The organism is Bradyrhizobium sp. Ses1, assembly GCF_059512365.1.
This window is the reverse complement of record NZ_JCAMOQ010000002.1, coordinates 18,844-44,163: the sequence shown is the minus strand read 5'-3', so window position 1 is coordinate 44,163 and position 25,320 is coordinate 18,844. Positions and strand designations below refer to the sequence as shown.

The 25,320-nt window shown below is 63.7% G+C and carries 26 protein-coding genes; 12 read left to right on the top strand and 14 right to left on the bottom strand.

Annotated elements, in window-relative coordinates; all coding sequences use genetic code 11:
- Positions 1-9: 9 nt before the first annotated feature.
- Genes AC5ZG5_RS03235 through AC5ZG5_RS03225 form a run of 3 tightly spaced genes read right to left on the bottom strand, consistent with a single transcriptional unit; the run spans position 10 to position 2,928 of the window.
- Positions 10-846, bottom strand: a complete 837-nt coding sequence (locus tag AC5ZG5_RS03235) for a carbohydrate ABC transporter permease (protein WP_456643024.1) — start codon at positions 844-846, stop codon at positions 10-12.
- Positions 843-1,784 (bottom strand): carbohydrate ABC transporter permease, encoded by a 942-nt coding sequence (locus AC5ZG5_RS03230; protein WP_456643023.1) that lies wholly within the window; start codon positions 1,782-1,784, stop codon positions 843-845. Before AC5ZG5_RS03230 ends, AC5ZG5_RS03235 begins: the two co-directional genes overlap by 4 nt.
- Positions 1,777-2,928, bottom strand: a complete 1,152-nt coding sequence (locus tag AC5ZG5_RS03225) for an ABC transporter ATP-binding protein (protein WP_456643022.1) — start codon at positions 2,926-2,928, stop codon at positions 1,777-1,779. The genes AC5ZG5_RS03230 and AC5ZG5_RS03225 overlap by 8 nt, the downstream gene beginning before the upstream one ends.
- A gap of 507 nt (positions 2,929-3,435) precedes the next feature.
- Between AC5ZG5_RS03225 and AC5ZG5_RS03220 the strand changes: the two genes are divergently transcribed.
- Together AC5ZG5_RS03220 and AC5ZG5_RS03215 are read left to right on the top strand one after the other, a co-directional pair.
- On the top strand, positions 3,436-4,326 hold the full coding sequence (locus AC5ZG5_RS03220) for a LysR family transcriptional regulator (RefSeq protein WP_130224314.1): 891 nt from the start codon (positions 3,436-3,438) through the stop codon (positions 4,324-4,326).
- A gap of 42 nt (positions 4,327-4,368) precedes the next feature.
- The gene (locus tag AC5ZG5_RS03215) at positions 4,369-5,016 is read left to right on the top strand and encodes a DapH/DapD/GlmU-related protein (RefSeq protein WP_456643021.1); all 648 of its coding nucleotides are present in this window, start codon (positions 4,369-4,371) and stop codon (positions 5,014-5,016) included.
- Positions 5,017-5,064: 48 nt separating this feature from the next.
- Here the strand turns inward: AC5ZG5_RS03215 and AC5ZG5_RS03210 are convergent, their stop codons facing one another.
- Positions 5,065-5,568, bottom strand: a complete 504-nt coding sequence (locus AC5ZG5_RS03210; protein ID WP_130224311.1) for a hypothetical protein — start codon at positions 5,566-5,568, stop codon at positions 5,065-5,067.
- Positions 5,569-5,834: 266 nt separating this feature from the next.
- Here AC5ZG5_RS03210 and AC5ZG5_RS03205 point away from each other — a divergent pair, with 266 nt between their 5' ends.
- The 7 genes from AC5ZG5_RS03205 (at position 5,835) to AC5ZG5_RS03175 (ending at position 12,177) form a co-directional block, all read left to right on the top strand.
- On the top strand, positions 5,835-6,005 hold the full coding sequence (locus AC5ZG5_RS03205) for a hypothetical protein (RefSeq protein WP_155255431.1): 171 nt from the start codon (positions 5,835-5,837) through the stop codon (positions 6,003-6,005).
- Entirely contained in the window at positions 5,998-6,237 is a 240-nt protein-coding gene (locus AC5ZG5_RS03200) for a cysteine rich repeat-containing protein (protein ID WP_028167176.1), read from the top strand. Before AC5ZG5_RS03205 ends, AC5ZG5_RS03200 begins: the two co-directional genes overlap by 8 nt.
- A 196-nt stretch (positions 6,238-6,433) precedes the next feature.
- A complete protein-coding gene (gene hpnC / locus AC5ZG5_RS03195; protein ID WP_028167175.1) occupies positions 6,434-7,312 on the top strand; it encodes a squalene synthase HpnC in 879 nt (292 codons plus the stop codon).
- Positions 7,309-8,151 (top strand): presqualene diphosphate synthase HpnD, encoded by an 843-nt coding sequence (hpnD, locus tag AC5ZG5_RS03190; RefSeq protein WP_130224310.1) that lies wholly within the window; start codon positions 7,309-7,311, stop codon positions 8,149-8,151. The genes hpnC and hpnD overlap by 4 nt, the downstream gene beginning before the upstream one ends.
- A 6-nt stretch (positions 8,152-8,157) precedes the next feature.
- Entirely contained in the window at positions 8,158-9,414 is a 1,257-nt protein-coding gene (gene hpnE / locus AC5ZG5_RS03185; protein WP_456643020.1) for a hydroxysqualene dehydroxylase HpnE, read from the top strand.
- A gap of 55 nt (positions 9,415-9,469) precedes the next feature.
- Entirely contained in the window at positions 9,470-11,431 is a 1,962-nt protein-coding gene (gene shc, locus AC5ZG5_RS03180; RefSeq protein ID WP_456643019.1) for a squalene--hopene cyclase, read from the top strand.
- Positions 11,428-12,177, top strand: a complete 750-nt coding sequence (locus tag AC5ZG5_RS03175; protein WP_028167171.1) for a phosphorylase — start codon at positions 11,428-11,430, stop codon at positions 12,175-12,177. The genes shc and AC5ZG5_RS03175 overlap by 4 nt, the downstream gene beginning before the upstream one ends.
- 327 nt (positions 12,178-12,504) lie before the next feature.
- Here the strand turns inward: AC5ZG5_RS03175 and hpnH are convergent, their stop codons facing one another.
- Together hpnH and ispH are read right to left on the bottom strand one after the other, a co-directional pair.
- Positions 12,505-13,665 (bottom strand): adenosyl-hopene transferase HpnH, encoded by a 1,161-nt coding sequence (gene hpnH / locus AC5ZG5_RS03170; RefSeq protein ID WP_456643018.1) that lies wholly within the window; start codon positions 13,663-13,665, stop codon positions 12,505-12,507.
- 34 nt (positions 13,666-13,699) lie between these two features.
- The gene (gene ispH, locus AC5ZG5_RS03165; RefSeq protein ID WP_456643017.1) at positions 13,700-14,626 is read right to left on the bottom strand and encodes a 4-hydroxy-3-methylbut-2-enyl diphosphate reductase; all 927 of its coding nucleotides are present in this window, start codon (positions 14,624-14,626) and stop codon (positions 13,700-13,702) included.
- A gap of 445 nt (positions 14,627-15,071) precedes the next feature.
- Here ispH and hpnN point away from each other — a divergent pair, with 445 nt between their 5' ends.
- Complete coding sequence (gene hpnN / locus AC5ZG5_RS03160) at positions 15,072-17,690, top strand: hopanoid transporter HpnN (RefSeq protein ID WP_456643016.1); 2,619 nt, start codon at positions 15,072-15,074, stop codon at positions 17,688-17,690.
- Here the strand turns inward: hpnN and AC5ZG5_RS03155 are convergent.
- Positions 17,631-18,341, bottom strand: a complete 711-nt coding sequence (locus tag AC5ZG5_RS03155) for a DUF2147 domain-containing protein (RefSeq protein WP_456643015.1) — start codon at positions 18,339-18,341, stop codon at positions 17,631-17,633. The genes hpnN and AC5ZG5_RS03155 overlap by 60 nt on opposite strands.
- 104 nt (positions 18,342-18,445) lie before the next feature.
- Here AC5ZG5_RS03155 and hpnO point away from each other — a divergent pair, with 104 nt between their 5' ends.
- Both hpnO and AC5ZG5_RS03145 read left to right on the top strand, forming a co-directional pair.
- Positions 18,446-19,837, top strand: coding sequence for an aminobacteriohopanetriol synthase HpnO (gene hpnO / locus AC5ZG5_RS03150; RefSeq protein WP_028167166.1), 1,392 nt, complete (start codon positions 18,446-18,448; stop codon positions 19,835-19,837).
- 121 nt (positions 19,838-19,958) lie between these two features.
- Complete coding sequence (locus AC5ZG5_RS03145; RefSeq protein ID WP_130224304.1) at positions 19,959-20,363, top strand: GFA family protein; 405 nt, start codon at positions 19,959-19,961, stop codon at positions 20,361-20,363.
- 18 nt (positions 20,364-20,381) lie between these two features.
- On the opposite strand, the gene AC5ZG5_RS03140 is transcribed toward AC5ZG5_RS03145, so the two are convergent.
- From AC5ZG5_RS03140 to AC5ZG5_RS03110, 7 genes are all read right to left on the bottom strand, one after another.
- Complete coding sequence (locus AC5ZG5_RS03140) at positions 20,382-21,143, bottom strand: anti-sigma factor family protein (RefSeq protein ID WP_456643014.1); 762 nt, start codon at positions 21,141-21,143, stop codon at positions 20,382-20,384.
- On the bottom strand, positions 21,140-21,694 hold the full coding sequence (locus AC5ZG5_RS03135) for a sigma-70 family RNA polymerase sigma factor (protein ID WP_456643054.1): 555 nt from the start codon (positions 21,692-21,694) through the stop codon (positions 21,140-21,142). The genes AC5ZG5_RS03140 and AC5ZG5_RS03135 overlap by 4 nt, the downstream gene beginning before the upstream one ends.
- Before the next feature lie 103 nt (positions 21,695-21,797).
- A complete protein-coding gene (locus AC5ZG5_RS03130; protein ID WP_028167162.1) occupies positions 21,798-22,121 on the bottom strand; it encodes a cupredoxin domain-containing protein in 324 nt (107 codons plus the stop codon).
- A gap of 15 nt (positions 22,122-22,136) precedes the next feature.
- Positions 22,137-23,087: a metallophosphoesterase family protein gene (locus tag AC5ZG5_RS03125; RefSeq protein WP_028167161.1), complete on the bottom strand. Its 951-nt coding sequence runs from the start codon at positions 23,085-23,087 to the stop codon at positions 22,137-22,139.
- A gap of 139 nt (positions 23,088-23,226) precedes the next feature.
- Positions 23,227-23,940 carry a class I SAM-dependent methyltransferase gene (locus AC5ZG5_RS03120; protein WP_456643013.1) on the bottom strand — a complete coding sequence of 238 codons (714 nt, stop codon included), beginning with the start codon at positions 23,938-23,940 and terminating at the stop codon, positions 23,227-23,229.
- A gap of 24 nt (positions 23,941-23,964) precedes the next feature.
- Positions 23,965-24,654 carry a glutathione S-transferase family protein gene (locus AC5ZG5_RS03115; protein ID WP_456643012.1) on the bottom strand — a complete coding sequence of 230 codons (690 nt, stop codon included), beginning with the start codon at positions 24,652-24,654 and terminating at the stop codon, positions 23,965-23,967.
- Between the two features lie 128 nt (positions 24,655-24,782).
- Entirely contained in the window at positions 24,783-25,313 is a 531-nt protein-coding gene (locus tag AC5ZG5_RS03110; protein WP_456643011.1) for a putative immunity protein, read from the bottom strand.
- Positions 25,314-25,320 lie beyond the last annotated feature (7 nt).

Here is a 25,320-nt window from a genome sequence, read left to right as displayed (position 1 = left end):
ATGACGGCGTTACTTGATTCCGGTCAGCGTGATGCCTTCGATGAAGCGACGCTGCGCGAGCAGGAAGGCGATCAGGAGCGGCGCGATGATCACCATCGCCGCCGCCATCAGCGGGCCGTAATTGGTGCCGGCCTCGTTGTTGCGGAAATGCGCCACCGCTAGGGACGGGGTGCGCAGTTGCTCGCTGTTGAGCACGATCAGCGGCCAGAAATAGTCGTTCCAGTGCGCGACCACGGAGAAGATGCCGAAGGCGGTGACCGCGGGGATCGCGGCAGGCAGCATCACACGCCAGACGATGCCGAACTCGGAGATGCCGTCCATGCGCGCCGCGTCCACGAGATCGTCGGGGACCGACTTGAAGAACTGGCGCATCAGGAAGATGCCGAACACAGAAATCGTGAACGGCAGCACGAGCGCCGCATAGCTATCGAGCAGGCCGAGCTTATGCAGCAGCAGGAACACCGGGATCGCAGTGGCCTGCGGCGGAATCAGGATTCCGAACAGCACCAGCGCGAACAGCGTGTCGCGGCCGAGGAAACGCAGCTTCGCCAGCGCATAGGCGGCGGGCAGCGCGATCAGCACCTGCAGCACGAAGATCGAGATGGTGACGATCACGCCGTTGAGCAGGAAGCGCCAGAGATTGGCTTTGGCGAAGGCGATTTTCAGATTGTCCCATAGCGCGAAATGATGCGGGATCAGGTGCAGCTCGCTGGAGAAGACTTCCTCCGGCGGCTTCGAGGCCGTGGAAATCATCCAGATGAACGGGGCCAGCAGCACCATGGCGCCCGTAATCAGGAGCAAATGGCGGACGGCGGGCCAGAGCGGAATGGTGCGGATACTGTTCATGCGTATTGCACGCCGCGATCGGCGAGCCTCGCTTTGATCAAGGTGAGCAGGAGGACGAAGACCAGGAACACGACCGTGAGCGCGGCGCCGTAGCCTGAGCGGAAGAACTCGAATCCCTCGGTGTACATGGTGTGGATCAGCACCTCCGTGGATTTCGACGGCCCGCCTTTGGTGAGGATGTGCACGGTGTCGAACACCTGGAACGAGCGGATGCCGCTGATCACGATCACGAAAGTCGTCACCGGGCCAAGCATCGGCCAGGTCACCAGGCGAAACCGCGCCCAGGCGCTGGCGGCGCCATCGATTTCGGCGGCCTCGTAGAGCTGCTTCGGGATCGACACCAGGCCGGCAAGGAACAGCACCATGTTGAAGCCGACCGCCTGCCAGATGCCGATCGCGCAGAGCGCATAGAGCGCGGTGCCGCGGTCCTGCAGCCAGCTAAAGGCCGGCAGCCCGGCGCCGCGCAACAGCCCGTTCACCAGGCCGAACTGCGGATGCAGCATGAACTCCCAGACCACAGCCATCGCGATCAGCGTCGCCATCACCGGCAGGAAATAGATGGTGCGGTAGAGGCTGCGCAGGCTGGTGCCGCTTTCGATCAGAAGCGCGATGCCGAGCCCGAGCATCACCGCGCCGGGCACCACGATCACGACATAGGTCAGCGTGTTGCGCAGCGAGATCCAGAACACCCGATCGGCGAACATGTCCTGGTAGTTGGCAAGGCCGATCCAGGAGAAGGCGGGAGCACCGAGCTGATAGTCGGTGAAGGAGAGCGCGATCACGCTCGCGAGCGGGCCGAGCAGCATGAGCAGCATCAGCGTGAATGCCGGGGCCACTAGGCCGTAGGCCGTCGATGCGCGGTGGTCGCGTTTGCGCAGGGCTGCGCTCGCCGCCGGCGTGGCGACGGCGGCAGTGTCGATCGTTGCGGCGTCAGACAATGGCCCGCTCCCGCACGCGCTCGGTGTGCTCGATCTCGACCTCGATCCGTTTGCCCTCGGCGTTGAAGGCGCGCACGGCATCCGTCGCGAAGCCGAATGAGACCGGGGTTGCGATCGGCGGCAATCGTCTCGGGTCGTCGATACGCGCCACGAGACGCGCGTCGCTGCCATTGATGCCGAGATGCACGAACGCTTCCGAGCCCATGTTCTCGACGTGTACGACGTGGCCGGAGAACGGCCCGCCGCCGAGCTCGATCCGCTCGGGGCGCACGCCGATCCGGCAGGGGCCCGGCGCGGTAGGGCTCGTCAATCGCAATGCGATACCGAGCGCCTCGATGCGGCCGTCGTCGCGGATCCGTCCGGGCAGGATGTTGATCTTCGGGCTGCCGACGAATTCGGCAACGCGGATATCGCGCGGGTTGTCGTAGATATCGGTGGGCGTGCCGACCTGCACCAGCTCACCGCCGATCATCACGGCGATCCGGCTCGACATTGTCATCGCCTCGGCCTGGTCATGGGTGACGTAGACGAAGGTAGTGTTCAGCCGGCGGTGCAGTTGCGCGAGCTCGGCGCGCATATGGACGCGCAGCTTGGCGTCGAGGTTGGACAGCGGCTCGTCGAACAGGAAGGCCACCGGCTGGCGCACGATGGCGCGTCCGACCGCGATGCGCTGCCGCTGCCCGCCGGACAATTGCGCCGGCTTGCGACCGAGCAAATGTGCGATTTCGAGCTGTTCGGCGACCTTTGCCACATCCTCGCGGATGCCGCGTTCCTTGCGGCGCCGGCTCGGCAGCAGCGCGCCGAGGAGGGGCAGGCGTTCGATCGCCGAGAGGCGCCGCATGCGCAAGGGCACCGCGATGTTGTCGAACGCGCTCAAGTGCGGATAGAGCGCGTAGGACTGGAACACCATCGCGAGGTTGCGCGCGCTCGGCCTGATCGCGTCGGCAGCGACGCCATCGATCCTGACCTCGCCCGCGCTCTGCGGCTCGAGACCTGCGATCACGCGCAGCAGCGTTGATTTGCCGCAGCCAGAGGGACCGACCAGCGAGATGAACTCGCCATCCTCGATCCTGAGGTCGACGCCCTTCAATATCTCCGTGCCATCAAAGGATTTCCTGATGGCTGAAAGTTCAATGCTCGCCATTCGATCTATTCCCCGGAGCCTTGTCGCGTTGCGTCAGCGTTAAGGAACGCGTCTGACACTTGCGTGACGGGTTGGAATGCTTCCTCGGGCAGGGCACCGGCTTCTTGTGCGGTAAATCGCCGCCGGCACCGAGACATCGAGTTGCGCTTTGCGCGCGGCCGATCGCTCTTCCCTCAGCGTTTCCAAAGCCGCCGTGATGCTAATCTCCGCGCCCTGCGCCGTCTTGATGCGTCCAGTTCGCGCTTCTCTCGGCGCAGCAGCATCGCTTCGAGTTCATGCGGACGTGGCAGGCTGCCGACGTGGGTGGTCAGATTCCGCGAAGCGCTGAGCTGCATACCGTTGTCCTCGGACGATGGTCATCACTGCGTCATCACGGTGAGAGTCTCGCGTGATGAGAAGCTTGGCCACGCGTAGCCAGCCAGATTAACGTCACCGTGACGTCATATTAGCCGTGCTAATGGACGGAGCAGCGCAGGTTGTTGAACTGCGATTGCGAGGTCGGGCCCGATGCGGGCAAATCCGTATCAGATCGGCGCCTTCACCCATTCCGCGCGGGAGGGGAGTTTCACCCGTGCGGCCGAAAAACTCGGCGTCACTCAATCGTCAGTGACCCAGCATGTCGCAAACCTCGAGCGCACGATGGGGATCAAGCTCTTCGTCCGCCGCCGTGACGGATTGGAGCTGACGCGCGCCGGTCGCGAGTTGTTTTCGGTCTCGGACAGGCTGCGGACACTCGAGCAATTGATCGAGGAGAAGGTTGCCAATTACAGCGAGATGTCCGGCGGACATTTGAGCGTGGTCGCCAATGCGCCGCGCCCGGCGATGCCCGTGATCGCCCGCTATACGACGCTCTACCCGCGCGTCCAGATCGAGTTCACGCTGGTGAGTTGGACGCTGGCCATGGAGCGTTTGCATGAACGCGCCGTCGATGTTGCCATCGTGGCCGATCCGGTGATCGATGAGCAGCTCTACAGCCTGCCGCTGACGCGGGCGCGCTACCGGGCCTATATGTGTCGCGGCCATGCATTGGCGCGCCGCAGGAGGCTTTCGCTGCGCGACCTCGTGGACGAGGCGGTGATCGTGCCGGAGGATGGCTCGCTGACGCAGCGCCTGCTGCACCAGAGGTGTCGCGAACTCGGCATCACTCTGACGCGTCTCGTGAAGACCACGACATTTCCCGTCGTGAAAGAGGCTGTGCAACACGGCGTAGGTGTCGGCTTGTGGCCTGAGGACAGCCTGTCGGCATCAAGCGAGCTGGTTGGCATCGAGATCACCGACATGAGCGAGACCTTCACATATTATCTCCTTGCTCCCGTCGACAAGCGCGAACTGCGCTTCGTGCGCAGCTTCATTGACGTTGCCCGCGAGGTGCTGAATATCGATGGCGAGGTCGGCTAGGCTGAATGAAGCTCCGGCCTCACGAAACAGGAAGACATCAAAATGAATGAAGCGCCGCGTCCGCGCCCGAAGATTGCCGACACCGTCATCGAGCCGACGGTCAAGCTGCGCGAGAGCACGATCGGCAAGTGCTGCGAGATCCTCGGCGATACCTCCGTCGAATATTCGGAGCTCGGCGATTTCTCCTATCTCGGCCCCGGCTGCATGGTCGGCGATGCAGAGATCGGCCGGTTCTGCGCCATCGCCGCGCAGGTCCGGATCGGGGCACCGAACCATCCGATCGACCGTCCGTCGCTGCACCGTTTCACCTATTGTCCCGAATATTACTGTGAGACGGCCGAGCGTGATCGCGGCTTCTTCGCCGAGCGGAGGGACGATCGGGTGGTGATCGGCAACGATGTGTGGATCGGCCACGCCGCCATCGTCCTGCCCGGTGTCACGGTAGGGGACGGCGCGGTGCTGGCGGCGGGCGCCGTGGTGACGCGCGATGTGGCGCCTTACACCATCGTCGGCGGCGTGCCGGCCCGGCAGATCCGCGAGCGGTTCAATCGCAAGATCGCGGCGCAGCTCGCGCGGATCGCGTGGTGGGATTGGCCGTTCGAAACCATCATGGCTCGCCTGGGCGAATTCCAGTCGACCGACATCGAGGGCTTCTGCGCGCGTTGGGACGGTGCTGCGACAGTGTCGTAGCCCGGGTTGCGCTGTCGCTTCACCCGGGCCACAGAATTCGCGAGAGTGTCAGCCCTTCGTCAGGGTGATGTTGACGCCGCGGATCTCGCCCTTGGAGTCGATCTGCACGACCTGCCTGTTGCCGTGGGCGCGCAGGTTCAGCGTGGCGGCGAATCCGGACGCCTCGACGAACACCTCGATCTGGCCGCCGCCCGCGGTACCCTGCAGGTTGCCGAAGATGTTGCGGCTCCTCTCGCTCCAGTTGCCGGAGATGCGCTCACCCTGGCTCGTCACGTCGCTGGAGAGGTCGAACTTATAGCTGTCGCTGGCGCAATTCAGGCTCTGCTTCAGGCCAAGCCCCGTGGCGTTGACCTTGTAGCTGGCCTTGCAGCGGATCCGTTCCGTGGTGCCGTTGGAGAGCGCAACGGTGCCCGAACCGCTCCACGATCCGTCAAAGCCAGCGAATGGTCCCGACGATTGGGCGTTGCCCGCGCTGACCGACAACATGACCACCGCGCCAATGCCGGCCGCCGCGATCGCGCGCCCGAACAAGCCCAAACCAAACCGCTTCATTGTGAGTTTTCCCATCAAAAATCGACGACCTTCTTCAAGATACGCCTCGCCGCATCGAACACTTAGTGTTGATCGCGATCCCACAGGTTCAAACGACCCACCCTGCCTGTCATAGCCGGCGGAATCGCGGGAAACAGGCCATTTTTGCTCGACAGAATCAAGCCGCATCTCACGTCATGTCTGCTCATCTGATATCGGCATCTGCGCTGCAACAGTCTGTAGCGAACCGTGATCGAAAGGAATTTCTTGGTTTTTCAACTGATTAGATGGCCCTTTACAGCACCGCAAATTTGGCCGCATTTAGCGGCGCTTGTCCTTTCTTCGTCGCTTTGCTACGCGGCGGCGCAAATCCCAATAAATCCGCGCCGGGTCCTGCCGAAACGCAATTTCCGGAACAGGGTTTTTTGCTGTCGAAAATGAAGGAATACGATGCGTAAAGTTCTATTGGCCCTCGCGCTGTTGTCGATCCCGTTTTCATCTGACGCCTTCGCGCAGCAGCAATCGCGCAGCGGCACGCCTGAGGAACAGAAGGCCTGCACCCGCGACGTTCAGAAGCACTGCCGCGCGGTGATCGATCAGGGCGATTTCACCATCCTCGCCTGCCTGAAGGAGAACCGCACCAAGATCAGCGCGGCCTGCGACCAGGTATTGAAGAGCCACGGGCAGTAACGCCGTATTTTGCACGCGAAAAATTGCCGCAAGAGAGCCTATGCCCACTGTGTGATATTGGGCACAGGCGCCGCGCACATTGCCCATACAGCATTGGTTTTGGTCGCGTATTCCCCTATATGGGGCACGCAATCCACCGCATGCGCGCAACTTCTGGCGCATGTGCCTTAGCCAGGGCGAATGTGGCCGGTTCCTGATGACAAGCGCGAGCGAACTGCGATCCGGGAAGACCCACCGCGACGAGAATTTTCCGGTCGCGTCGTGGATCATTCATCCGCGTCACCGCGCCCTGATCCTTTCCTTCTATAATTTCGTCCGCACCGCCGACGACATCGCTGACCACGCAACGTTGCCGGCGGACGAAAAGCTCCATTATCTCGATCTGCTCGAGAAGGAGCTCCTGGGTGAGGGTGATACCCAAAAGGAAGCCGTCAACCTGCGCCGTGCACTCGCCGAGCGAGCGATGCCGCCGCGCCACGCGCTGGACGTGCTGGTCGCATTCCGCATGGATGTGACAAAGCTGCGCTACGAGAACTGGGACGAGGTGATCCATTACTGCCGCTACTCGGCGATGCCGGTCGGCCGTTTCATGCTCGATGTCCACGGCGAGAGCACGTCCACCTGGGCGGCGTCGGACGCGCTATGCGCGGGCTTGCAGATCAACAACCACCTGCAGGATTGCGCCAAGGACTACAAGAATCTCAACCGTATCTACCTGCCGCGCGATGCGCTGGCCGCATCCGGCGCGACCGTCGAGATGCTCGGGGAGCCGAAGTCTCCACCGTCGCTGCTGCAATGCCTGCAGGCGCTCGCGGTGCGCACCGAGACGCTGCTTGCCGAAAGCAAGTCGCTCGCCGCCGAGGTGAAGGATCTGCGGTTGGGTCTGGAGATATCCGTGATCCAGGCATTTGCCGACAGGATCGTGAACATGCTGAAGGTGCGCGATCCCCTCAGCGAGCGCGTGCATCTCAGTCCGCTCGAAATGCTCGGCAACAGCCTCGGCGGCGTTGCCGGCGAATTGGCCCGTCGCGCCATCGGGCGCCGGCCGGTGTCAAAGACGGCGGCCGGCGCATGAGCGTTGAGACGGCGGCGGCCAACGCAGAAGACTATGGCACCACCGCGTCCGGCAGTTCGTTCTACGCCGCGATGCGGATCCTGCCGCGCGCGCAGCGCGATGCGATGTTCCTGATCTACAGCTTTTGCCGCCAGGTCGACGATATCGCCGATTCCCACGGTCCGCGCGACGAGCGGCTGGCCGCGTTGCAGCAATGGCGTGACGATATCGATGCGCTGTACCAGGGCAATCCGCCGCCGCGGCTCAAGGACTATGTTGCCTCGGTCAAGTCCTTCGGCCTGAAGCGCGAGGACTTTCTTGCTATCGTCGACGGCATGGAGATGGATGTGCCGCAGGACATCCGCGCCCCCGACATGGCGACTCTCGATCTCTATTGCGACCGCGTGGCGAGCGCGGTCGGCCGGCTCTCGGTGCGGGTGTTCGGTCTGCCCGAGGAGGACGGCGTCCTGCTCGCGCATCATCTTGGCCGGGCGCTGCAGCTCACCAACATCCTGCGCGACGTCGACGAGGACGCCGGCCTCGGCCGGCTCTATCTGCCGCGCGAGATGCTGCTCCATGCCGGCATTACGTCTAACGAGCCCCAGCGGGTGATCGCCGAGCGCAACTTGCCGAAAGTGTGCCTGCCGCTTGCCGACCGGGCGAAGAAACATTTCGAGAAGGCGGATGACATCATGAAGCGTAATTCGCGGCGCGCGGTGCGCGCGCCACGGATCATGTCGAAATACTATCGCGCGATCCTCGATCTCCTGATCATCAGGGGTTTTGCAACGCCACGCGAGCCCGTTCGCGTCGGCAAGATGCAAAAGATCGGCATTCTTCTTCGTTACGCGTTCATCTGACATCTGATGCAAAAGACCGTTCATATCATCGGCGCCGGTATTTCCGGCCTCTCGGCAGCCGTTCGCCTTTCGAGCGCGAACTACACGGTGCACGTCCACGAGGCGACGCAGCAAACCGGCGGCCGTTGCCGCTCTTATTTCGACGCCGCGACCAATCTCACCATCGATAACGGCAATCACCTGTTGCTGTCCGGCAACCGCCATGCCCTGGCCTATGCAAAATCGATCGGCACGGAGGCCGGGCTGGTCGGGCCGGAACGCGCGAAATTTCCCTTTGTCGATCTTGCAACCGGCAAGCGCTGGGAACTCGATCTCGGCGCTTCCCGCCTGCCGCTCTGGGTGTTCGACGAAGCGCGCCGGGTTCCCGACACGAGCTTACGCGACTACCTCGCGCTGGCGCCGATCGCCTGGGCCGGCACCGACAAGCGGGTCGGCGATACCATCGCATGCAAAGGCACGCTGTACGATCGTCTGGTGCAGCCGCTGTTGCTCGCCGCGCTCAATGTCGACCCGCCCGAGGGCTCGGCGGGATTGGCCGGTGCGATCGTACGCGAGACGCTGCTTGCCGGCGGCGAGTCCTGCCGGCCGCTGATTGCGCGCGACGGTTTGAGCTCGGTCCTGATCGAACCCGCGGTGAAGCTGCTGCAGGAGAGGGGTTCGAGCGTGCGGCTCGGCCATGAGCTGCGACAGTTCGGCACGGTGTCCGATCATGTCAGCGAGCTGAAATTCGGCGACGATACGATCGATCTGGCGCCCACTGACGCGGTGGTGCTCGCAGTGCCGCCGCGCGCTGCGGCATCGCTGGTGCCGGGCCTGAAGACGCCGACCAAATTCCGCGCCATCGTGAACGCGCATTTCCGCTTCGATCCGCCGCCCAATGCTGCGCCGATCCTCGGCGTGATCGGCGGCCTCGTCGAATGGTTGTTCGCGTTCCCGCAGCGGCTCTCGGTCACGATCAGCAATGGCGATCGTCTCGTCGACATGCCGCGCGAGGAACTCGCCCAGGCGATCTGGCGCGATGTCTGCAAGGCCGCCGGCATTTCCGGCGAATTGCCTCCATTGCCCGCTTGGCAGATCGTGCGCGAGCGCCGTGCCACATTCGAGGCCACGCCGGAACAGCACGTTCTGCGGCCCGGCGCGGTCACGGCCTATAAAAACCTGTTTCTCGCCGGCGATTGGACTGATACGGGACTGCCGGCAACGATCGAAGGATCGGTGCGGTCGGGTGACCGCGCCGCCGATCTGGTCCTGGCGAGGCACTGACATACACCGGCGCACGTAGCAGCAGCACGTTCAAGAGAAGGAGAAATCGAACAAAATGGATGCCGTCAACGATACCGCCGCCGTCGATCCGATCGCACTGGAGAAGAGCATCTCCACGGCGACCGAGGCGCTGCTCGGCCATCGGCAATCCGACGGACATTGGGTGTTCGAACTCGAGGCCGACAGCACGATCCCGGCGGAATATGTGCTGCTGTGCCACTATCTGGGCGAGCCCGTCGACAGCGGGCTGGAGGCGAAGATCGGCAACTACCTTCGCCGTGTGCAGGGCGCCCATGGCGGTTGGCCCTTGGTGCATGACGGTCCGTTCGATATGAGCGCGAGCGTGAAGGCCTATTTCGCGCTGAAGGTGATCGGCGATTCCGTCGACGCGCCGCATATGGTGAAAGCGCGCGAGGCGATCCGTTCGCGCGGCGGAGCCGCGGGCTCCAACGTCTTCACCCGCTTCCTGCTGGCGCTGTTTGGTATCGTGACCTGGCGCGCGACGCCGGTGCTGCCGGTCGAGATCATGCTGCTGCCGATGTGGTCGCCGTTCCACATCAACAAGATCTCTTACTGGGCGCGCACCACGATGGTGCCGCTGATGGTCTTGGCCGCGCTGAAGCCGCGGGCCAAGAACCCGAAGGGCGTCGGCCTCGACGAACTGTTCCTGCAGGATCCCAAGTCGGTCGGCATGCCGCCGAAGGCGCCGCATCAGAGCTGGGGCTGGTTCCTGCTATTCCGCGGACTCGATAGCGTTCTGCGCGTAGTCGAGCCGCTATTTACCAAGAGCCTGCGCCAGCGTGCGATCGATGCCGCGCTCGCCTTCATCGAAGAGCGGTTGAACGGCGAGGACGGCATGGGCGCGATCTATCCGCCGATGGCCAACATCGTGATGATGTATGACGCGCTCGGCAAGGACGAGAACTATCCGCCGCGCGCCGCCACGCGGCGCGGCCTCGAGAAGCTCCTGGTGATCCGCGAGAATGAGGCCTATTGCCAGCCCTGCGTATCGCCGGTGTGGGACACTGCGCTGACCTGCCACGCGCTGGAGGAGGTCGGCGGCCAGGAGACCTTTGCCAAGGCCAAGCAGGGGCTCGATTGGCTGAAGCCGCGGCAAGTGCTCGATTTCAAGGGCGACTGGGCGGTGAAGGCGCCCGATGTCCGGCCGGGCGGCTGGGCGTTCCAGTACAACAACGACCACTATCCCGACCTCGATGACACCGCTGTGGTGGTCATGGCGATGGACCGCGCGCGCCGCTATACCGGCACCAAGGAGTACGATGCGGCGATTGCCCGCGCCCGCGAATGGATCGAGGGCTTGCAGAGCCGCGATGGCGGTTGGGCCGCCTTCGACGTCAACAACCTCGAATATTACCTCAACAACATCCCGTTCTCCGACCATGGCGCGCTGCTCGATCCGCCGACCGAGGACGTCACCGCGCGCTGCGTCTCGATGCTGGCGCAGCTCGGCGAGACCGAAAAGACCAGCAAGGCGGTTGCTGACGGCGTCGCCTACCTGCGCCGCACCCAGCTTGCCGAAGGTTCCTGGTTCGGCCGCTGGGGGCTGAACTACATCTACGGCACCTGGTCGGTGCTCTGCGCGCTCAACGCCGCCGGCGTCGACCATCAGGACCCGATGATTCGGAAGGCGGTCGACTGGCTGGTGTCGGTCCAGAATCAGGACGGCGGTTGGGGCGAGGACGCCGTCAGCTACCGGCTCGACTATCGCGGCTATGAGGCCGCGCCTTCGACCTCCTCGCAAACGGCATGGGCGTTGCTTGCGCTGATGGCGGCGGGAGAGGTCGAAAACCCCGCAGTTCGAGGGGGGGTGGAGTACCTAAAAAGCACACAGAGCGAAAAAGGACTCTGGGAGGAGCAGCGCTTCACGGCTACGGGCTTCCCGCGTGTGTTTTACTTGCGTTATCATGGCTACTCCAAGTTCTTCCCGCTCTGGGCGCTAGCGCGGTATCGGAATTTGCGAAGCACGAACAGCAGGGTGGTAGGGGTCGGAATGTGAGCTTGGGGGCGGGGGCCGCCGCGACTGTTGGGAAAATGCTGGATCCGCGGCCGGTCTTGATCGTAACGGGGTTAGTGCAGGAGGCCCGCATCGCGGCTGGGCCCGGCATGATCGTTATTTGCAGTTCCAGCGATCCGCAGCAGCTTCGTGCGCTATTGGCGACACTCGATTCGTCATCGTTCCGCGGCGTGATCTCGTTCGGCGTGGCCGGCGGGCTCGATCCGGCGTTGCGATCGGGTGACGTCGTGGTGGCGACGGAGGTGCTTTCCGGCGACACCCGATTCTTGGCCGATATGGCCTTGAACGACGAGATGGTTGCCAGCGCCACCTTGAAGCGCCGCAAGATCGTCAGGGGCGGGCTCGCGGGCGTCGAACAGGTGATTGCCGCCAGGGCCTGCAAGGCGGCGCTGCGCTCCGAAACCGGCGCTGCCGCCGTTGACATGGAAAGCCACATCGCTGCGGCCTACGCGGCCAGGGCGGGCGTTCCGTTCGCGGCGCTCCGGGTGATCAGCGATCCCGCCCACCGCGCGCTGCCGGAATTGGCGAAGACCGCGGTCAAGCCGAACGGCGACATCGACCTGCGCAAGGTCCTGCGCGGGGTAGCGCGCAACCCGCTGACGCTGCGCTCGCTGGTCTCGACCGGAATCGACTTCAACCGCGCGCTGCGCTCCTTGCGCGGCTGCCGTGGCTTCCTCCTGGGTGGCGAGACCCTCGTCCCCGTGGAGCCGATTCGCTCGGCGGCGTAGCTGCTGAGGCCGTAGCCCGGGTGAAGCGTCAGCTTAACCCGGGACCGGTGTAAACGCTGGCTCAGAAAATCCCGGGTTACGCTGCACTCCTCCCGGGCTACGAAGCTTGACAACAACGGGACTGTCATTCCGGGGCGATGCGAAGCATCGAGCCCGGAATCCATTTCTCCTTCTCCGCCATCACCTGCCGCTTGATGGATTCCGGGCTCGTGCTGCGCACGCCCCGGAATGACGGCGGTGGGCGTGGTAAACGGGCTACGGACAAAACAAAAGGCCCGACCGTCATCGACGGTCGGGCCTTTTGCCTATTCGATTGTCGCTCGCGGCTTACGCGGCGGTTGAGGCTTTCTGCGCGGCCTTCTGCTCAGCGGCGACCGCTTCGTCGCGGCGGATCTCGGAGAGCTTCTTCTGGACCTGCTCCGAGAAGATGTACTGCGCCGGGCGTTGCTTCGAGAGGTCGATCTCGGGGGCCATCGGACCCTTGGTGCGGATGCCGCGCATCGAGACCCACGCTGCCTTCAGCGGGTTGTTGAGCGCTGCGATCGCCGCGGTCGGCTCGTAGCCGCAATGCGCCATGCAGTCGGCGCACTTCTCATACTTGCCGGTGCCGTAGGAATCCCAGTCCGTGGTCTCCATCAGCTCCTTGAAGGTCTTGGCGTAGCCTTCGCCGAGCAGATAGCAGGGCTTCTGCCAGCCGAAGATGTTGCGCGCCGGCATGCCCCACGGCGTGCACTCGTATTCCTGGTTGCCGGCCAGGAAGTCGAGGAACAGGCCGGAATGCATGAAATTCCACTTCTTGCCCTTGCCGAGCGCAAAGACGTCGCGGAACAGCTTCTTGGTCTTGGTGCGGTTGAGGAAGTGCTCCTGGTCCGGCGCGCGCTCATAGGCGTAGCCCGGCGACATCGAGACGCCGACGCCAAGCTCGGTGGTGAAGTCGAGGAATTTGGCGATCTCTTCCGCCGGATGCCCGTCGAAGATGGTGGCATTGACGTTGACGGTGAAGCCGCGCGCCTTCGCCGCCTTGATCGCGGACACCGCGCGATCGAACACGCCCTTCTGCGACACCGCCTTGTCGTGGTGATCCTTCAGGCCATCCAGATGCACGGAGAAGAACAGGTATGGCGACGGCTCGAACAGGTCGAGCTTCTTTTCCAGAAGCAGCGCGTTGGTGCAGAGCGAGACGAACTTCTTACGCGCCACCAGGCCGCGGACGATCTCGCCGATCTCCTTGTGGATCAGCGGCTCGCCGCCCGGGATCGCGACCATCGGCGCGCCGCACTCGTCGGCCGCGTCCCAGCATTCCTGGGCGGTCATGCGACGGTTGAGGATCGCATCCGGATAATCGATCTTGCCGCAGCCGACGCAGGCGAGATTGCAGCGAAACAGCGGCTCCAGCATCAGCACGAGCGGATAGCGCTTGCGGCCCCGCAGCTTCTGCTTGAGCAGATAGCCGCCGATGCGGAGTTCCTTGAAGAAGGGTATTGCCATTCTTTCTCTCTCGACTCTCACGACCTAGTTTGGGTCAGCCCGCGGTCAGTTCGGCCGGCAGGCGGAATTCGATGTTCTCTTCCCGGCCCGACAGGACCGACACCTTGACCGGTCCGATGCGCCGCAACGCCTCGATCACGTCGTCGACCAGCACTTCGGGTGCCGAGGCACCTGCCGTGATGCCGACGGTCTTCGCATTGTTCAGCCATTCCGGGTTGAGTTCGGTGCCATCGGCAATGAGGTAACTGGCGACACCGGCCTCGGTGCCGATCTCGCGCAACCGATTGGAATTGGAACTGTTGGCGGCCCCAACCACCAGGATGACATCCACCAGCTTGCTCAGGTCCCTTACCGCGGATTGGCGGTTCTGTGTGGCATAACAGATATCGCGGATGTCAGGGCCTTGAATGTCTGTAAACCGGGCCTGGAGCGCCAGAATAATCTCACGTGTGTCATCTACGCTCAGTGTGGTCTGGGTGATGTAGGCGACTGGCGTATCAGGCGGCAGCGTCAGGGCCTTGACGTCCTGGACGCTCTGGACCAGCAGCACGGGGCCTGGAACCTGGCCCATGGTTCCCTCGACCTCGGGGTGGCCGGCATGCCCGATCAGGATCAATGCCCGGCCCTTCGACATATAGCGCTTGCCCTGGTTGTGAACCTTGGTGACCAGCGGGCAGGTGGCGTTGAGCACCGGCAGGCCGCGTGCGGCGGCCTCTTCCTCGACGCTGCGCGCCACGCCATGGGCGCTGAACACGGTCACCGCGTTCGCCGGAACCTCGGAAAGGTCCTCGACGAAGATCGCGCCCTTGTTCTTCAGGCTTTCGACGACGTATTTGTTATGGACGATCTCGTGCCGCACATAGACCGGCGGCCCGTATTTCTCGAGCGCCCGCTCGACGATCTCGATGGCGCGCACCACGCCGGCGCAAAACCCCCGCGGCTGCGCTAGAAAAACCTCCATGGGACGTCCGTTAAGCAAATTGCACCAATCCTGATCCGAAAACCCGCGCGGCCGGATACTGCAGCCGGCATGTCCTGCCTGCTGCAATATCCACACCACCGGTTCCTGCACTTAAGCCCACCCCCAAGCGCACGGAAGAAGAGCGCTTTGTGTCAAAAAATGAGCGTCTAGGAAAGCCGGATTACGGAACGGCTATCGCTCGGGTCACCATTTTAAGGTATCAAAATACCTAAAACTGCGGCATTAATGCCCACTCCATCTCACTTGTTCGTCACTTTATTGCCCGCTGGGGCGGGATATACCGCGCGCAACACTGTTCCGGCCGGTTTCGACGCTGCTTCGTGAACCAGCGGTCGGGCGGCCGAAACAACATTAGATCGGCCCTGGGAACTCCGCTACATAGCGGGCGTTTTCGGCGTGCTTCCTGAGATCAGAAAGAAATGAAGTGCTGACACGTATTGTTGTCTCGATTGTTAAGGCGTGCACGCGATTTGCCGTCCCTGTCGTCGTCGTCTCGCTGATTCTTGCGGTGACGGCGGGCTATTATGCGGCGCGCAACTTCACGATCAATACCGACATCAATACGCTGATCTCGCCCAACCTCGACTGGCGCCAGCGCGACATCAAGTTTGAGGAAGCTTTCGACCGCGAGCGCCTGATTCTTGCCGTCGTGGAGGCGCCGACGCCGGAACTCACGGGTCTGGCGGCCAAGGCGCTGGCCGATAAGCTTACCGGTGACACCAAGCATTTCGAATCGGTCACCCCGCTCGGCTCCGGCGAATTCTTCGAGAAGAACGGGCTTCTGTTTCTGCCGACCGAGGAAGTCGCCCAGGTCACCGGCGAACTCGAATCAGCCGCGCCCCTGATCGAGATCATGGCCGGCGATCCTTCGATCCGCGGCCTCACCGGTGCGCTGGAGACCGGCCTTGCCGGCGTCAAGCGCGGGCAGGCCAAGCTCGAGAATGCGGCGCGGCCCTTCAACCTGATCTCTCAGACGGTCGAGGATGTCCTCAGCAACAAGGGTAATCCGACCTTCTCCTGGCGCGAGCTCACCAGCGATAAGCCGCTGACCGATTCGGACAAGCGCGCCTTCATCGAGTTCAAGCCGGTGCTCGACTATCAGGCGCTGGAGCCCGGCAAGGCAGCGACCGATGCGATCCGGCAGGCGGCTGCGGACCTGAAATTCGCAAGCGAATATGGCGCGCGCGTCCGCCTCACCGGGCCGGTCCCGATCGCCAACGAGGAATATGCCACCGTGCAGGACGGCGCCGTCATCAACGGCATCGGCACCGTGCTGATCGTGCTGGTGATTCTGTGGCTCGCGCTGCATTCGGCCAAGATCATCTTCGCCGTGTTCCTGAACCTGTTCATCGGGCTTGCGATCACCACCGCCGTCGGGTTGATGATGGTCGGCTCGCTCAATTTGTTGTCGATCGCCTTTGCCGTGCTGTTCGTGGGCCTCGGGGTCGATTTCGGCATCCAGTTCAGCGTCCGCTACCGCTCCGAACGCTTCAAGAACGACAACCTGACGCTGGCGCTGGAGAACGCGGCGCGGCGCTCGGCGGTGCCGCTGTCGCTTGCGGCGATGGCCACCGCCGCCGGCTTCCTGTGCTTCCTGCCGACCGACTACAAGGGCATTTCCGAGCTCGGCAAGATCGCCGGCGCCGGCATGCTGATCGCGTTCCTCACCAGCATCACCACACTGCCGGCGCTCCTCGATCTGCTCAATCCGCCCGGCGAGAAGGAGCCGGTCGGTTACGCGTTTCTCGCGCCCGTTGATCACTTCCTGGAGAAGCATCGCGTCGCGATCATCATCTGCACGCTTGCGCTGGTGATCGCCGGCCTGCCGCTGCTCTACTACATGAAGTTCGACTTCAATCCGATCAACCTGCGCAACTCGCACGTCGAATCGATCGCGACCTTCCTCGATCTGAGGCGGGACCCGAACACCGGCGCCAACGCGATCAATGTGATGACGCATTCGGAAGCCGACGCCAGGAAGATCGAGGAAAGGCTGGAGAAGCTGCCGGAGGTGTTGAGCGTCCGGTCGCTCGACAGCTTCGTGCCGACCGATCAGCCGGCCAAGCTGAAGCTGATCGCGCAGGCGGCGAAGATGCTCAACCCGGCGCTCAATCCGGATTCGATCGATGCGCCGCCGACCGACCAGGAGAATGTCGAGTCCCTGAAGAGCTCGGCCGACAACCTCCGCAAGACAGCCGGCGACATCAAGAACGCCGGCGCCGTGGCTGCGCGCCGGCTTGCGGATGCGCTGACCAAGCTCGCCGATTCGAATCAGGCGACGCGCGATAAGGCGCAGAACGTGTTCGTTTCGCCGCTCAAGGTGGTGCTCGACCAGCTCAGGGACATGCTGCAGGCCCAGACCGTCACCCTGAAGTCGCTGCCGGAGGAACTGGTCCGCCAATGGAAGGCCAAGGACGGGCTGATACGGGTGGAGGCCCTGCCGAAGGGCGATCCGAACGACAACGATACGCTGCGCAAATTCGCCGCCGCCGTGCTCGCGGCCGAGCCGACCGCGATCGGCGGCCCGGTCTCGATCCTGAAGTCCGGCGATACTGTGGTGAAGGCGTTCATCCACGCCGGCATCTGGTCGCTGATCGTGATCAGCCTGCTGCTCTGGCTGACGCTGCGGCGCATCGCCGACGTGCTGATGACGATCGTGCCGCTGCTGGTCGCGGGCGCCGTGACGCTGGAAATCTGCGTGCTGATCGGGCTGCCGCTGAACTTCGCCAACATCGTCGCGCTGCCGCTGTTGCTCGGCGTCGGCGTCGCCTTCAAGATCTATTACGTCACCGCCTGGCGTCAGGGCAGAACGAATCTGCTGCAATCGAGCCTGACGCGGGCAATCTTTTTCAGCGCGCTGACGACGGCAACCGCGTTCGGCAGCCTGTGGCTTTCAAGTCATCCAGGAACCGCGAGCATGGGCAAATTGCTCGCGCTGTCGCTGGTCACGACTCTCGCCGCGGTGCTGCTCTTCCAGCCGGCACTAATGGGTAAACCGCGCGACGTCCGGAAGGAGGCAGATATCGCCGACGACGTCACCTGATGGGGCGGCTGGGACGGCTGCTGCCTGCTTCTGGCCGGCCGGTTGCTTGGAAGACGCGGCCGGCGCGGTGGCGGGAGCCGAGCTCACCGAGCCGGTGGTCTTGGGCGGCGTCGGAGCGGCTGCCTGCTGCGATGTAGACGGCGATGCACCTTTGGGCGCGGCGCCCTTGGCCATGCTGTTGGCAGGGGGCGTGCTGCCAGCGGCGCTGGAGGGAATCGGAGGCCCAACGCGGGTCCAGGTTTCGCCGCCGCAGAGAAAGCCCAGCACGCAGCCTTGAATCTCGAGCTTGTCAGAGCCAATTGGCTTGATCGTAGAGCTGTAGAGCTGACCGTCCTTGGCATTATAGACTTGGCCCTCCCACGCATCCGTGCCCGCCTTCTTCTTCATGTCGATCAGGATCGGCATGCCGAGCGTGGGCCGGCTTTGCTTCGCGGCGTCCGGATTATGCGTATCCTTGCCGCCGGGGGTCTTCTCCCAGGCGACTGCGCCCCAGAGGCTGCCGTTGCATTGTGCGACCCGGATATGGGCGACACCGTCAGCCACGCGCCAGTCGCCGGTCGGATCCGCGGCCAGCGCTGGGACCATTGTGCTCGCCAAAACGAATCCCGAGTATGCTATGGTGAGCGCGAGCTTGGGTGGGCAGTGCAACATGGTCTTACCTGTGCTTAAGTGTAGAAGAGCCAAAGCTTGGGGGCAAAACGCCGCATTCGGCGTTTTGAGTTGACGAAATGACCATCAACCGACGTATGTAGCCAATGCTAAGCTCAAATCTAGACGTTTCCGAGATGTTTGTGGAGCGCCAGGCGCAGCGCAGTTCCCTGCACGCGCGCTACTTGAACGAGCAGCTCGTGCGCGTGCTCAAAACCATCGGCTATGACGTCGGCTTTCAAAAAGGGCAAGGCCAATATCTCTTCGATCGTGAGGGGGCACGTTATCTCGACCTACTCAGCGGATTTGGCGTTTTTGCGATCGGCCGCAACCACCCGGCGCTGCGCCAGGCCTTGAAGAGCGTGCTGGATGCCGATCTGCCCAATCTCGTGCAGCTTGACGTGTCCACGCTCGCCGGCATCCTCGCCGAGCGCCTGCTCGAATATGTGCCATATCTGGACAAGGTATTCTTTTCCAATTCGGGCGCCGAGACGGTAGAAGCCGCCATCAAGTTCGCGCGTGGCGCGACCGGGCGCCCCGGCATCGTGTCCTGCTCGCATTCGTTTCACGGATTGTCCTATGGCGCGCTGTCGCTGATGGACGACACCAATTTCCGTTCCGGCTTCGAGCCGCTATTGCCCGGCTGTACCCAGATTCCCTTCAACGATCTTGCCGCGCTCGAGCAGGCGCTGTCGTCGCGCCAGGTCGCGGCCTTCATCGTCGAGCCGATCCAGGGCAAGGGCGTCAACATGCCCTCGGACGAATTCCTGCCCGGTGCCGCGGCGCTGTGCCGGAAATACGGCACGCTGCTTGTTGCCGACGAGATTCAGACCGGGATCGGCCGCACCGGCAAATTCCTCGCCGTCGAGCACTGGAATGTCGAGCCTGACATGGTGCTGCTCGCGAAGGCGCTGTCCGGCGGTCATGTCCCGGTCGGCGCGCTGCTGACGCGCAAGAGCATCTTCGACAAGATCTTCAACCAGATGGATCGCGCCGTCGTGCACGGCTCGACATTCTCGAAGAACGATCTGGCGATGGCCGCCGGCATCGCGACGCTCGACGTCATCAAGGCCGAGAAGCTGGTCGAGCAGGCCGCCAAGCGCGGCGCCGAGCTCCGCCTCGCGCTGACGCGGATGGTGCCGGGCTATGAGCTGATGAAGGAAGTCCGCGGCAAGGGATTGATGATCGGCATCGAGTTCGGCCCGCCGAAGTCGCTGCGCCTGCGTGCATCCTGGAACGTGCTGGAGACCGCCAACAAGGGCCTGTTCTGCCAGCTCATCACCGTGCCGCTGTTCAAGGACCACAAGATCCTGACCCAGGTCGCCGGCCACGGCCTCCACACCATCAAGCTCCTGCCACCGCTCGTCCTCACCGAGGACGACTGCACCTGGATCGAAAAGGCCTTCGACACCGTCATCGCCGGCAGCCACAAGGTCCCCGGCGCGATCTGGTCGCTCGGCAAGACGTTGGTCGACAACGCGGTGCGCAAGTCGGCGTAGCCGTGTGGACTCGTAGGGCGGATTAGCGAAGCGTAATCGCCGCAGCTCTCACCAACCAACGCGTGTTGGTGGACTACGCCTTCGACTAATCGGCTCTATCAACGACCCAGGAGGAGATGAAATGCGCATCACAGGCGGTTGTCATTGCGGAGCCATCCGTTACGAGGCTGAAGGCGAAGCCCTTACGCACGCCCTCTGCCACTGCTCGGATTGCAGGCGTCACGCCGGCGCGCCGATGGTCGGCTGGACGATGTATCCCGCCAATGCCGTCAAGGTGACGCAAGGCCAGCCCAAGGTCTACGAATCATCCGAGCACGGCCGCCGGCATTTTTGCGCCAACTGCGGCACCGGTCTTTTCTACGTCAACGAGCAGATGCTGCCCGGGATCATCGATGTCCAGAGCGGAACCTATGATGATCCTGACGTCGTTCCGCCAGTGATCCATGTCCAGGTCGCCGAGCGGGTCCAATGGATGGCACGCGCGCACGAGCTGCCCGTATTCGACCGATACCCTCCGCAGCAATAGTCGCCCACAACCGTCCGGCTACGTGGCCGGAGTCCGCATCGCCGTCTCGAACTTCTCGCCGAACTCGGCAAGCTCGTCGGCGGCGAGGTCGCTGACGGCCCAGAAATTCAGGCCGTGATCGCTCCAGTGGCGGATGTTGAAGCCCTGCCGCTGGCTCATCCGGGCGGCGTGGCGCTCGGTGTCCGATGTCTGCGCGACGAACAGGTTGATGACGTGCTGGCGCCTTCGATAGACCACGGCACCGATCGGGCGGGCGTCGACATAGTCGAGGCGTCCGCCGATCAGGGTAAAGCCCAGCGCGGTGAGGTCGATCACCGGCGGGGCGACGTCGAGCCTGCCGTTGAACCACGGCTTGACCGTGTGCTGGTCGGTGGAAAGCACGTCGGTGAGATGGCCGGCCTGCAGCGAGCGCAGATGCGCCGAGACCAGTTCCGACTGGACGCGCGCCTCGTCGTCGCTGCGCAGGATGACGGCGACGAGACCGGTGGCAGCCATCGCGGAGACCGCCGATCCCAGCGCGAAGCCGCGCAGCACCGCGCGGCGACTTGGGGCAACCTTCGGCTGCGGCAGCGCGGCCTCGATGCGCCGGCGCAGCTCGAGCGGCGCAGTGTAGCTTGCACCTTTTTCCGCGATCATGCGGCTGATCGCGCGATAGTCTTTCGCCAGCTCCGTGCAGCGCGGGCAGCCTGCGACGTGGTCCTCGACCTCGCGCGCATGTCCCGCGTCGAGCTCGCCGTCGATCAGCGCCTGAAGCAGCACCTCGGCTTCCTCGCAGGTCATTTTGCTTGCTCCTGTTCCGCAAGCCACGCCGAGCGCAGCATCGCGCGGGCGCGGGCAAGTCGCGACATCACGGTGCCGACGGGCACGGCCGCAACATCGGCGATCTGGCGGTAAGAAAGGTTCTGGATTTCCCGGAGCACGAAGGTCTCGCGAAACGGTTCGGCGAGCGCCGCGATCAATCGGCGAATTGCCGCGGAATCCTTCTCGCGCAGCATCTGCGTTTCCGGCGTCTCCGGCGCCTCGCGCCAGAGCGGGGTTGCCTCCGAGCTACCAGCGACATCCTCGATCGCGCCGGTCTTGATGCCCGCGCGCCGCGCATATTCGGCGCGGCAGACATTGCGCAGGATCGCGAACAGCCAAGGCTTCATTGCCGGCCCGCGATAGCTGTCGAAATGCTTGTAGGCGCGCAGGAAACATTCCTGCACCGCATCTTCGGCATCGCTGGCGTCCCGCAGGAGATAGCGTGCCAGTGTGTAGGCATCGTCGAGATAAGGCAGTGCGGCCTCGCGAAAGCGCCGCGCCTTCTCGGGATTGTCCTCCGACGCTCTCATCGCCTCATGCCCGGTTTGTGCGGCGAATGTCTTGGCCCGTGTCTTGGCCCGGCCGGTGTCGATCCGCCGGCCGGGCAGAGGTGCGCTGGCAGAGATCGTCAACTTACTCGACCCTGATCATGCCTGTCATGTGCGGGTGCAGGGAACAAAAATATTTGTACTCGCCGGCCTCCGTGAAGGTGAATGAAAAACTGCCGTCGGTGTCCATGGGCTTCGACCTGAATTTTCCCGCGCATACCACCGTGTGCGGAATGTCGTCGCGATTGGTCCAGGTGACGGTCGTGCCGACCTTCACGTCGAGCTGCGCGGGCTGGAAAACGAAATTGTCGATATGCACTTCCATATCGGCGGCGCGCGCAGCGGTGGCGCGGAGCAGCATGGCCGCGGCGACGGCGATGCCGAAGTCACGGCGATTGATCGTGCTCATGAACCGATTTCCTCTTCAGCCCTGCAGCGGCGTGTCGATGATGGCGAGGCGCTCCTGCCCCTGCTTGAAGTTGACGCTGGCGATGCCGAGCACGCTGCGCAGCTTGGCATCCTCGACCTTCATCGGACCCGGCGAGGGCGCAGTGCCCGGCGCCGGCTGCGGGAAGGCGGTCGAGCGCGCGGTGTGGAAGGTGACGTTGCCTTCGACCTTCTGCATCACCTGGTGGATGTGCCCGTTCAGCACGGTCACCGAGCCGAAACCCTTCACATATTCCAGCGCGCGTGCGCCGTCCTCGGTGCCCCAGCCCCAGGTCGGATAGACGGTCCACAGCGGGATGTGGGCGAACAGCACGATCGGGGTCGATTTCGAGCGGCCCTTCAGATCGTCCTCGAGCCATTCGAGCTGCTCGGCGCCGAGATTGCCCAGGCCTCCGGCCTTGAGGTCGACGACATTGACGAGGCCGACGAAGTGCACGCCGCCGGCGTCGAACGAATACCAGCCGGCGCCCCTGGTGCCGCGGCCGTAGCGCTCCTTGTAGAGCTTGACCTCCTCGTCGATCAGGTCGTGCTCGCCCGGCACGTAATGCACGTCGAGCTTGGCCTGTGAGATGACGCGCTCGGCATTGTCGAATTCGGCGGCCTTCGACAGATGTGTGATGTCGCCGGTGTGGATCATGAAGGAGGGCTTCGCCGGCATGGCGTTGATCTTGCCGATCGCTTCTTCCAGCGTGCCGAGCGCGTTCGGATTGGCGGCCTTGTCGAAGCCGACATGGCTGTCGCTGATCTGCAGGAAGGTCATGCCGGAAGCCTCGGCGGCTTGCGCAGAACCGACCATGCCGAGCGAGCGCGGCACGCCGCCCGCCACTGTCCAGAGCACGCCGGTGCCCGCCCAGGTCATGCACTCCAGCACCCTGCGGCGGCTCACGCCGCGCTCTTCGTCCCTGTGGTCGTGATCGAACTCGCTCATCGCAGTTCTCCATGCGCCCGTGATTGGGTCTGCGGAGATGTGATTGGGCGAGGGGAGGGGTTATTCCCGGCAGCGGCGGTCTATTGGCGCGAGGCGATGACGATTTCGTGAGCAGCAGCGCCGTGCAAGGTGTGTCCCGTCAGGCGGCTGCGACCCAGCCTCGGAACGTAAATCCGGCGTAGAACAGGGCGACGTCGGAAAAGCCCGCTTCCGCGAGAAGCGCTTCGTCCTCTTCGGCGGACAGAATGGGCAGCCGCTGCGCCATGGAAGCGGCGGAGGCCGACACCTGCGCGGGATCGGCTCCGGTGCCGTTCGCGAACATGACGGACCGCGTCAGCCAGCATTCGAGCGCGCCGCCCCGCGGCCGGCTGTGATGCGCCACGACGAGCGCCGCGCCCGGCTTGAGCCGTCGCCGCATCTCGCGCAGCGTGCGCAGGCGCTCCGGCTTCGAAAGGAAATGCAGTGTCAACAGGCAGGTCGCGCCATCGAAGGGGCCGGCAGGTGCGTCTTCGATCAACCCTTGCATCAACCGGACCCTCGCGGCGAGCGGCCCCAGCACGTTGCGCGCGAGATCGAGCATCGCCGCCGAGGGATCTATCCCCGTGAAACTCCAGCGCGGCCTTGCCTCGGCGAACGCCTTCAGCTCCAGACCGCCGCCGGCGCCGAGGACGAGGATATCAGCCGCTTCCGGCGCGTGTTCGGCGAGCAGCAGCGACGCCATGCGCTGAAGATCGGCGAAACCGGGGACCTTGCGCGGCGTATCCGCGGCGTAGCGGGCTACTGCTGCGGGATCGCTGAAGTGGCGCACGATCTCGGAAACCGGCGCGACAGCGGCGGACGTGTCATTCTTCATGCGCGCTCTCCAGGGTGACGCGTTTCATGGCTCGATCGAAATCCCGGTCTGCGTCATCAGATGACGCGCGAGCGCGTGCTGATGGGGAGGAAAGTTGTGGGCCGGCACGCTGGGCCGCGACGAGAAGCGCGCGTACCAATCGGAGAGCCGGAGGCAATCGGACGGGATCGGCACGTCGTAGAAGCCGTCGACGAAACGAAGCGTCGCCATCGCCACGCAATCGGCGATGGTCACTGCATCGCCGGCCAGGAATTCGGTTTCGCCGATCATCCGCTCGGCGAGCCGCAGTTTCTGGAAATAGCTGGGAGCGCAGATCTCGGCGACGTCGCGACTTTCTCGGTCGACGCCGCGGTTCAGATGGCTGCCGTGCCGGGCCCACAGGGCGAAGAACGAAAGCGCGTCGTCAAAGACGGTGACGAGCTCCCGCGTGCGCGCCCGGTCCGCCGGCGTCCTGCCGCGCATGTCTGGGCCGGGATGGGTGTCCTCGAGATATTCGAGGATCGCCAGCGACTGCCCGACCACCGTTCCATCGTCGTCTACGAGGATCGGCAACGAACCGGCGGGCGTGAGATCTTTGAGGAAGGCCGGCGGCCAGTTCGTCTTGTCGGTCGGCGGATCCAAACGGATCAGTTCGATATCGGTGAGGCCCTTTTCGGCGATGTAGATGGTCAACCGCTGCGGATAGGGGCCGAAGGAGAAGTTGTAGAGTTTCATGAGCCCGATCGTCGGCGGCAGCGCAGCGCGCCCGGCTACGCGACGATATAACGCCTTCTCGCATCTTTCGCAACTTCAATTGTTGCGTGATGTGTTCGGCCGGCCAGCATTCGACGCATGTACGTCGATCAGCTCCGCAAGCAGGTATCGAGGCGATAAAGCAGTGTGTGAAACCGCCCTTTGCTTGGGGCGCGTGCAGGAAATTGCTGGACGAGCTGCCTGATCTCGGGCGATGCACGCCCAATCGCCCACCGAATTTCAGCGTCGCTCGCACCGGGTTCGTCGCCGGCCGAAAGCGCCCTTGCATGCGCGGCGTAGGCGGCTGAGCTCAAGATGTGATTTGTCTGGTGCGATGTCGCGATTGGATGCGTGTAAGCCGTCGCGGCAGCGGTCGAAGCGGCACGAGCGGCTGCAGCTGCGGCAGGATCTTGCACATCTTTTGCGGCTGACTGTGCGCCCCACGCGAACTTGCGAATATCTGCGGTCCGTACACCGCTGCGCGCGAAAGCTCGTGCGGCGTCGATGGCTTGGCGCGGACGAGCGTCATTTGGAGCGCGCGCCTCGAACACCGGGAGTGCTCGTTCCGCGCAGTCGGCGGCCCAATTCGCAACATGGCATAGCTTCTCGATCGTCAATTCCGGTAAGGTTGGTTTGTCCATTTATTTG

Coding starts and splice junctions, on each gene's coding strand:
- AC5ZG5_RS03140 (WP_456643014.1), bottom strand. CDS start 21,143: ATGACCTGCGAGGAAGCCGAGGTGCTGCTTCAGGCGCTGATCGACGGC.
- AC5ZG5_RS03145 (WP_130224304.1), top strand. CDS start 19,959: ATGCGCATCACAGGCGGTTGTCATTGCGGAGCCATCCGTTACGAGGCT.
- ispH (WP_456643017.1), bottom strand. CDS start 14,626: ATGGAGGTTTTTCTAGCGCAGCCGCGGGGGTTTTGCGCCGGCGTGGTG.
- AC5ZG5_RS03235 (WP_456643024.1), bottom strand. CDS start 846: ATGAACAGTATCCGCACCATTCCGCTCTGGCCCGCCGTCCGCCATTTG.
- hpnD (WP_130224310.1), top strand. CDS start 7,309: ATGAGCGTTGAGACGGCGGCGGCCAACGCAGAAGACTATGGCACCACC.
- AC5ZG5_RS03200 (WP_028167176.1), top strand. CDS start 5,998: ATGCGTAAAGTTCTATTGGCCCTCGCGCTGTTGTCGATCCCGTTTTCA.
- AC5ZG5_RS03120 (WP_456643013.1), bottom strand. CDS start 23,940: ATGAAGAATGACACGTCCGCCGCTGTCGCGCCGGTTTCCGAGATCGTG.
- AC5ZG5_RS03155 (WP_456643015.1), bottom strand. CDS start 18,341: ATGTTGCACTGCCCACCCAAGCTCGCGCTCACCATAGCATACTCGGGA.
- AC5ZG5_RS03215 (WP_456643021.1), top strand. CDS start 4,369: ATGAATGAAGCGCCGCGTCCGCGCCCGAAGATTGCCGACACCGTCATC.
- hpnO (WP_028167166.1), top strand. CDS start 18,446: ATGCTAAGCTCAAATCTAGACGTTTCCGAGATGTTTGTGGAGCGCCAG.
- hpnH (WP_456643018.1), bottom strand. CDS start 13,665: ATGGCAATACCCTTCTTCAAGGAACTCCGCATCGGCGGCTATCTGCTC.
- hpnE (WP_456643020.1), top strand. CDS start 8,158: ATGCAAAAGACCGTTCATATCATCGGCGCCGGTATTTCCGGCCTCTCG.
- AC5ZG5_RS03130 (WP_028167162.1), bottom strand. CDS start 22,121: ATGAGCACGATCAATCGCCGTGACTTCGGCATCGCCGTCGCCGCGGCC.
- AC5ZG5_RS03225 (WP_456643022.1), bottom strand. CDS start 2,928: ATGGCGAGCATTGAACTTTCAGCCATCAGGAAATCCTTTGATGGCACG.
- AC5ZG5_RS03135 (WP_456643054.1), bottom strand. CDS start 21,694: ATGAGAGCGTCGGAGGACAATCCCGAGAAGGCGCGGCGCTTTCGCGAG.
- shc (WP_456643019.1), top strand. CDS start 9,470: ATGGATGCCGTCAACGATACCGCCGCCGTCGATCCGATCGCACTGGAG.
- AC5ZG5_RS03110 (WP_456643011.1), bottom strand. CDS start 25,313: ATGGACAAACCAACCTTACCGGAATTGACGATCGAGAAGCTATGCCAT.
- hpnC (WP_028167175.1), top strand. CDS start 6,434: ATGACAAGCGCGAGCGAACTGCGATCCGGGAAGACCCACCGCGACGAG.
- AC5ZG5_RS03125 (WP_028167161.1), bottom strand. CDS start 23,087: ATGAGCGAGTTCGATCACGACCACAGGGACGAAGAGCGCGGCGTGAGC.
- AC5ZG5_RS03220 (WP_130224314.1), top strand. CDS start 3,436: ATGCGGGCAAATCCGTATCAGATCGGCGCCTTCACCCATTCCGCGCGG.
- AC5ZG5_RS03115 (WP_456643012.1), bottom strand. CDS start 24,654: ATGAAACTCTACAACTTCTCCTTCGGCCCCTATCCGCAGCGGTTGACC.
- AC5ZG5_RS03205 (WP_155255431.1), top strand. CDS start 5,835: ATGGCCCTTTACAGCACCGCAAATTTGGCCGCATTTAGCGGCGCTTGT.
- AC5ZG5_RS03210 (WP_130224311.1), bottom strand. CDS start 5,568: ATGAAGCGGTTTGGTTTGGGCTTGTTCGGGCGCGCGATCGCGGCGGCC.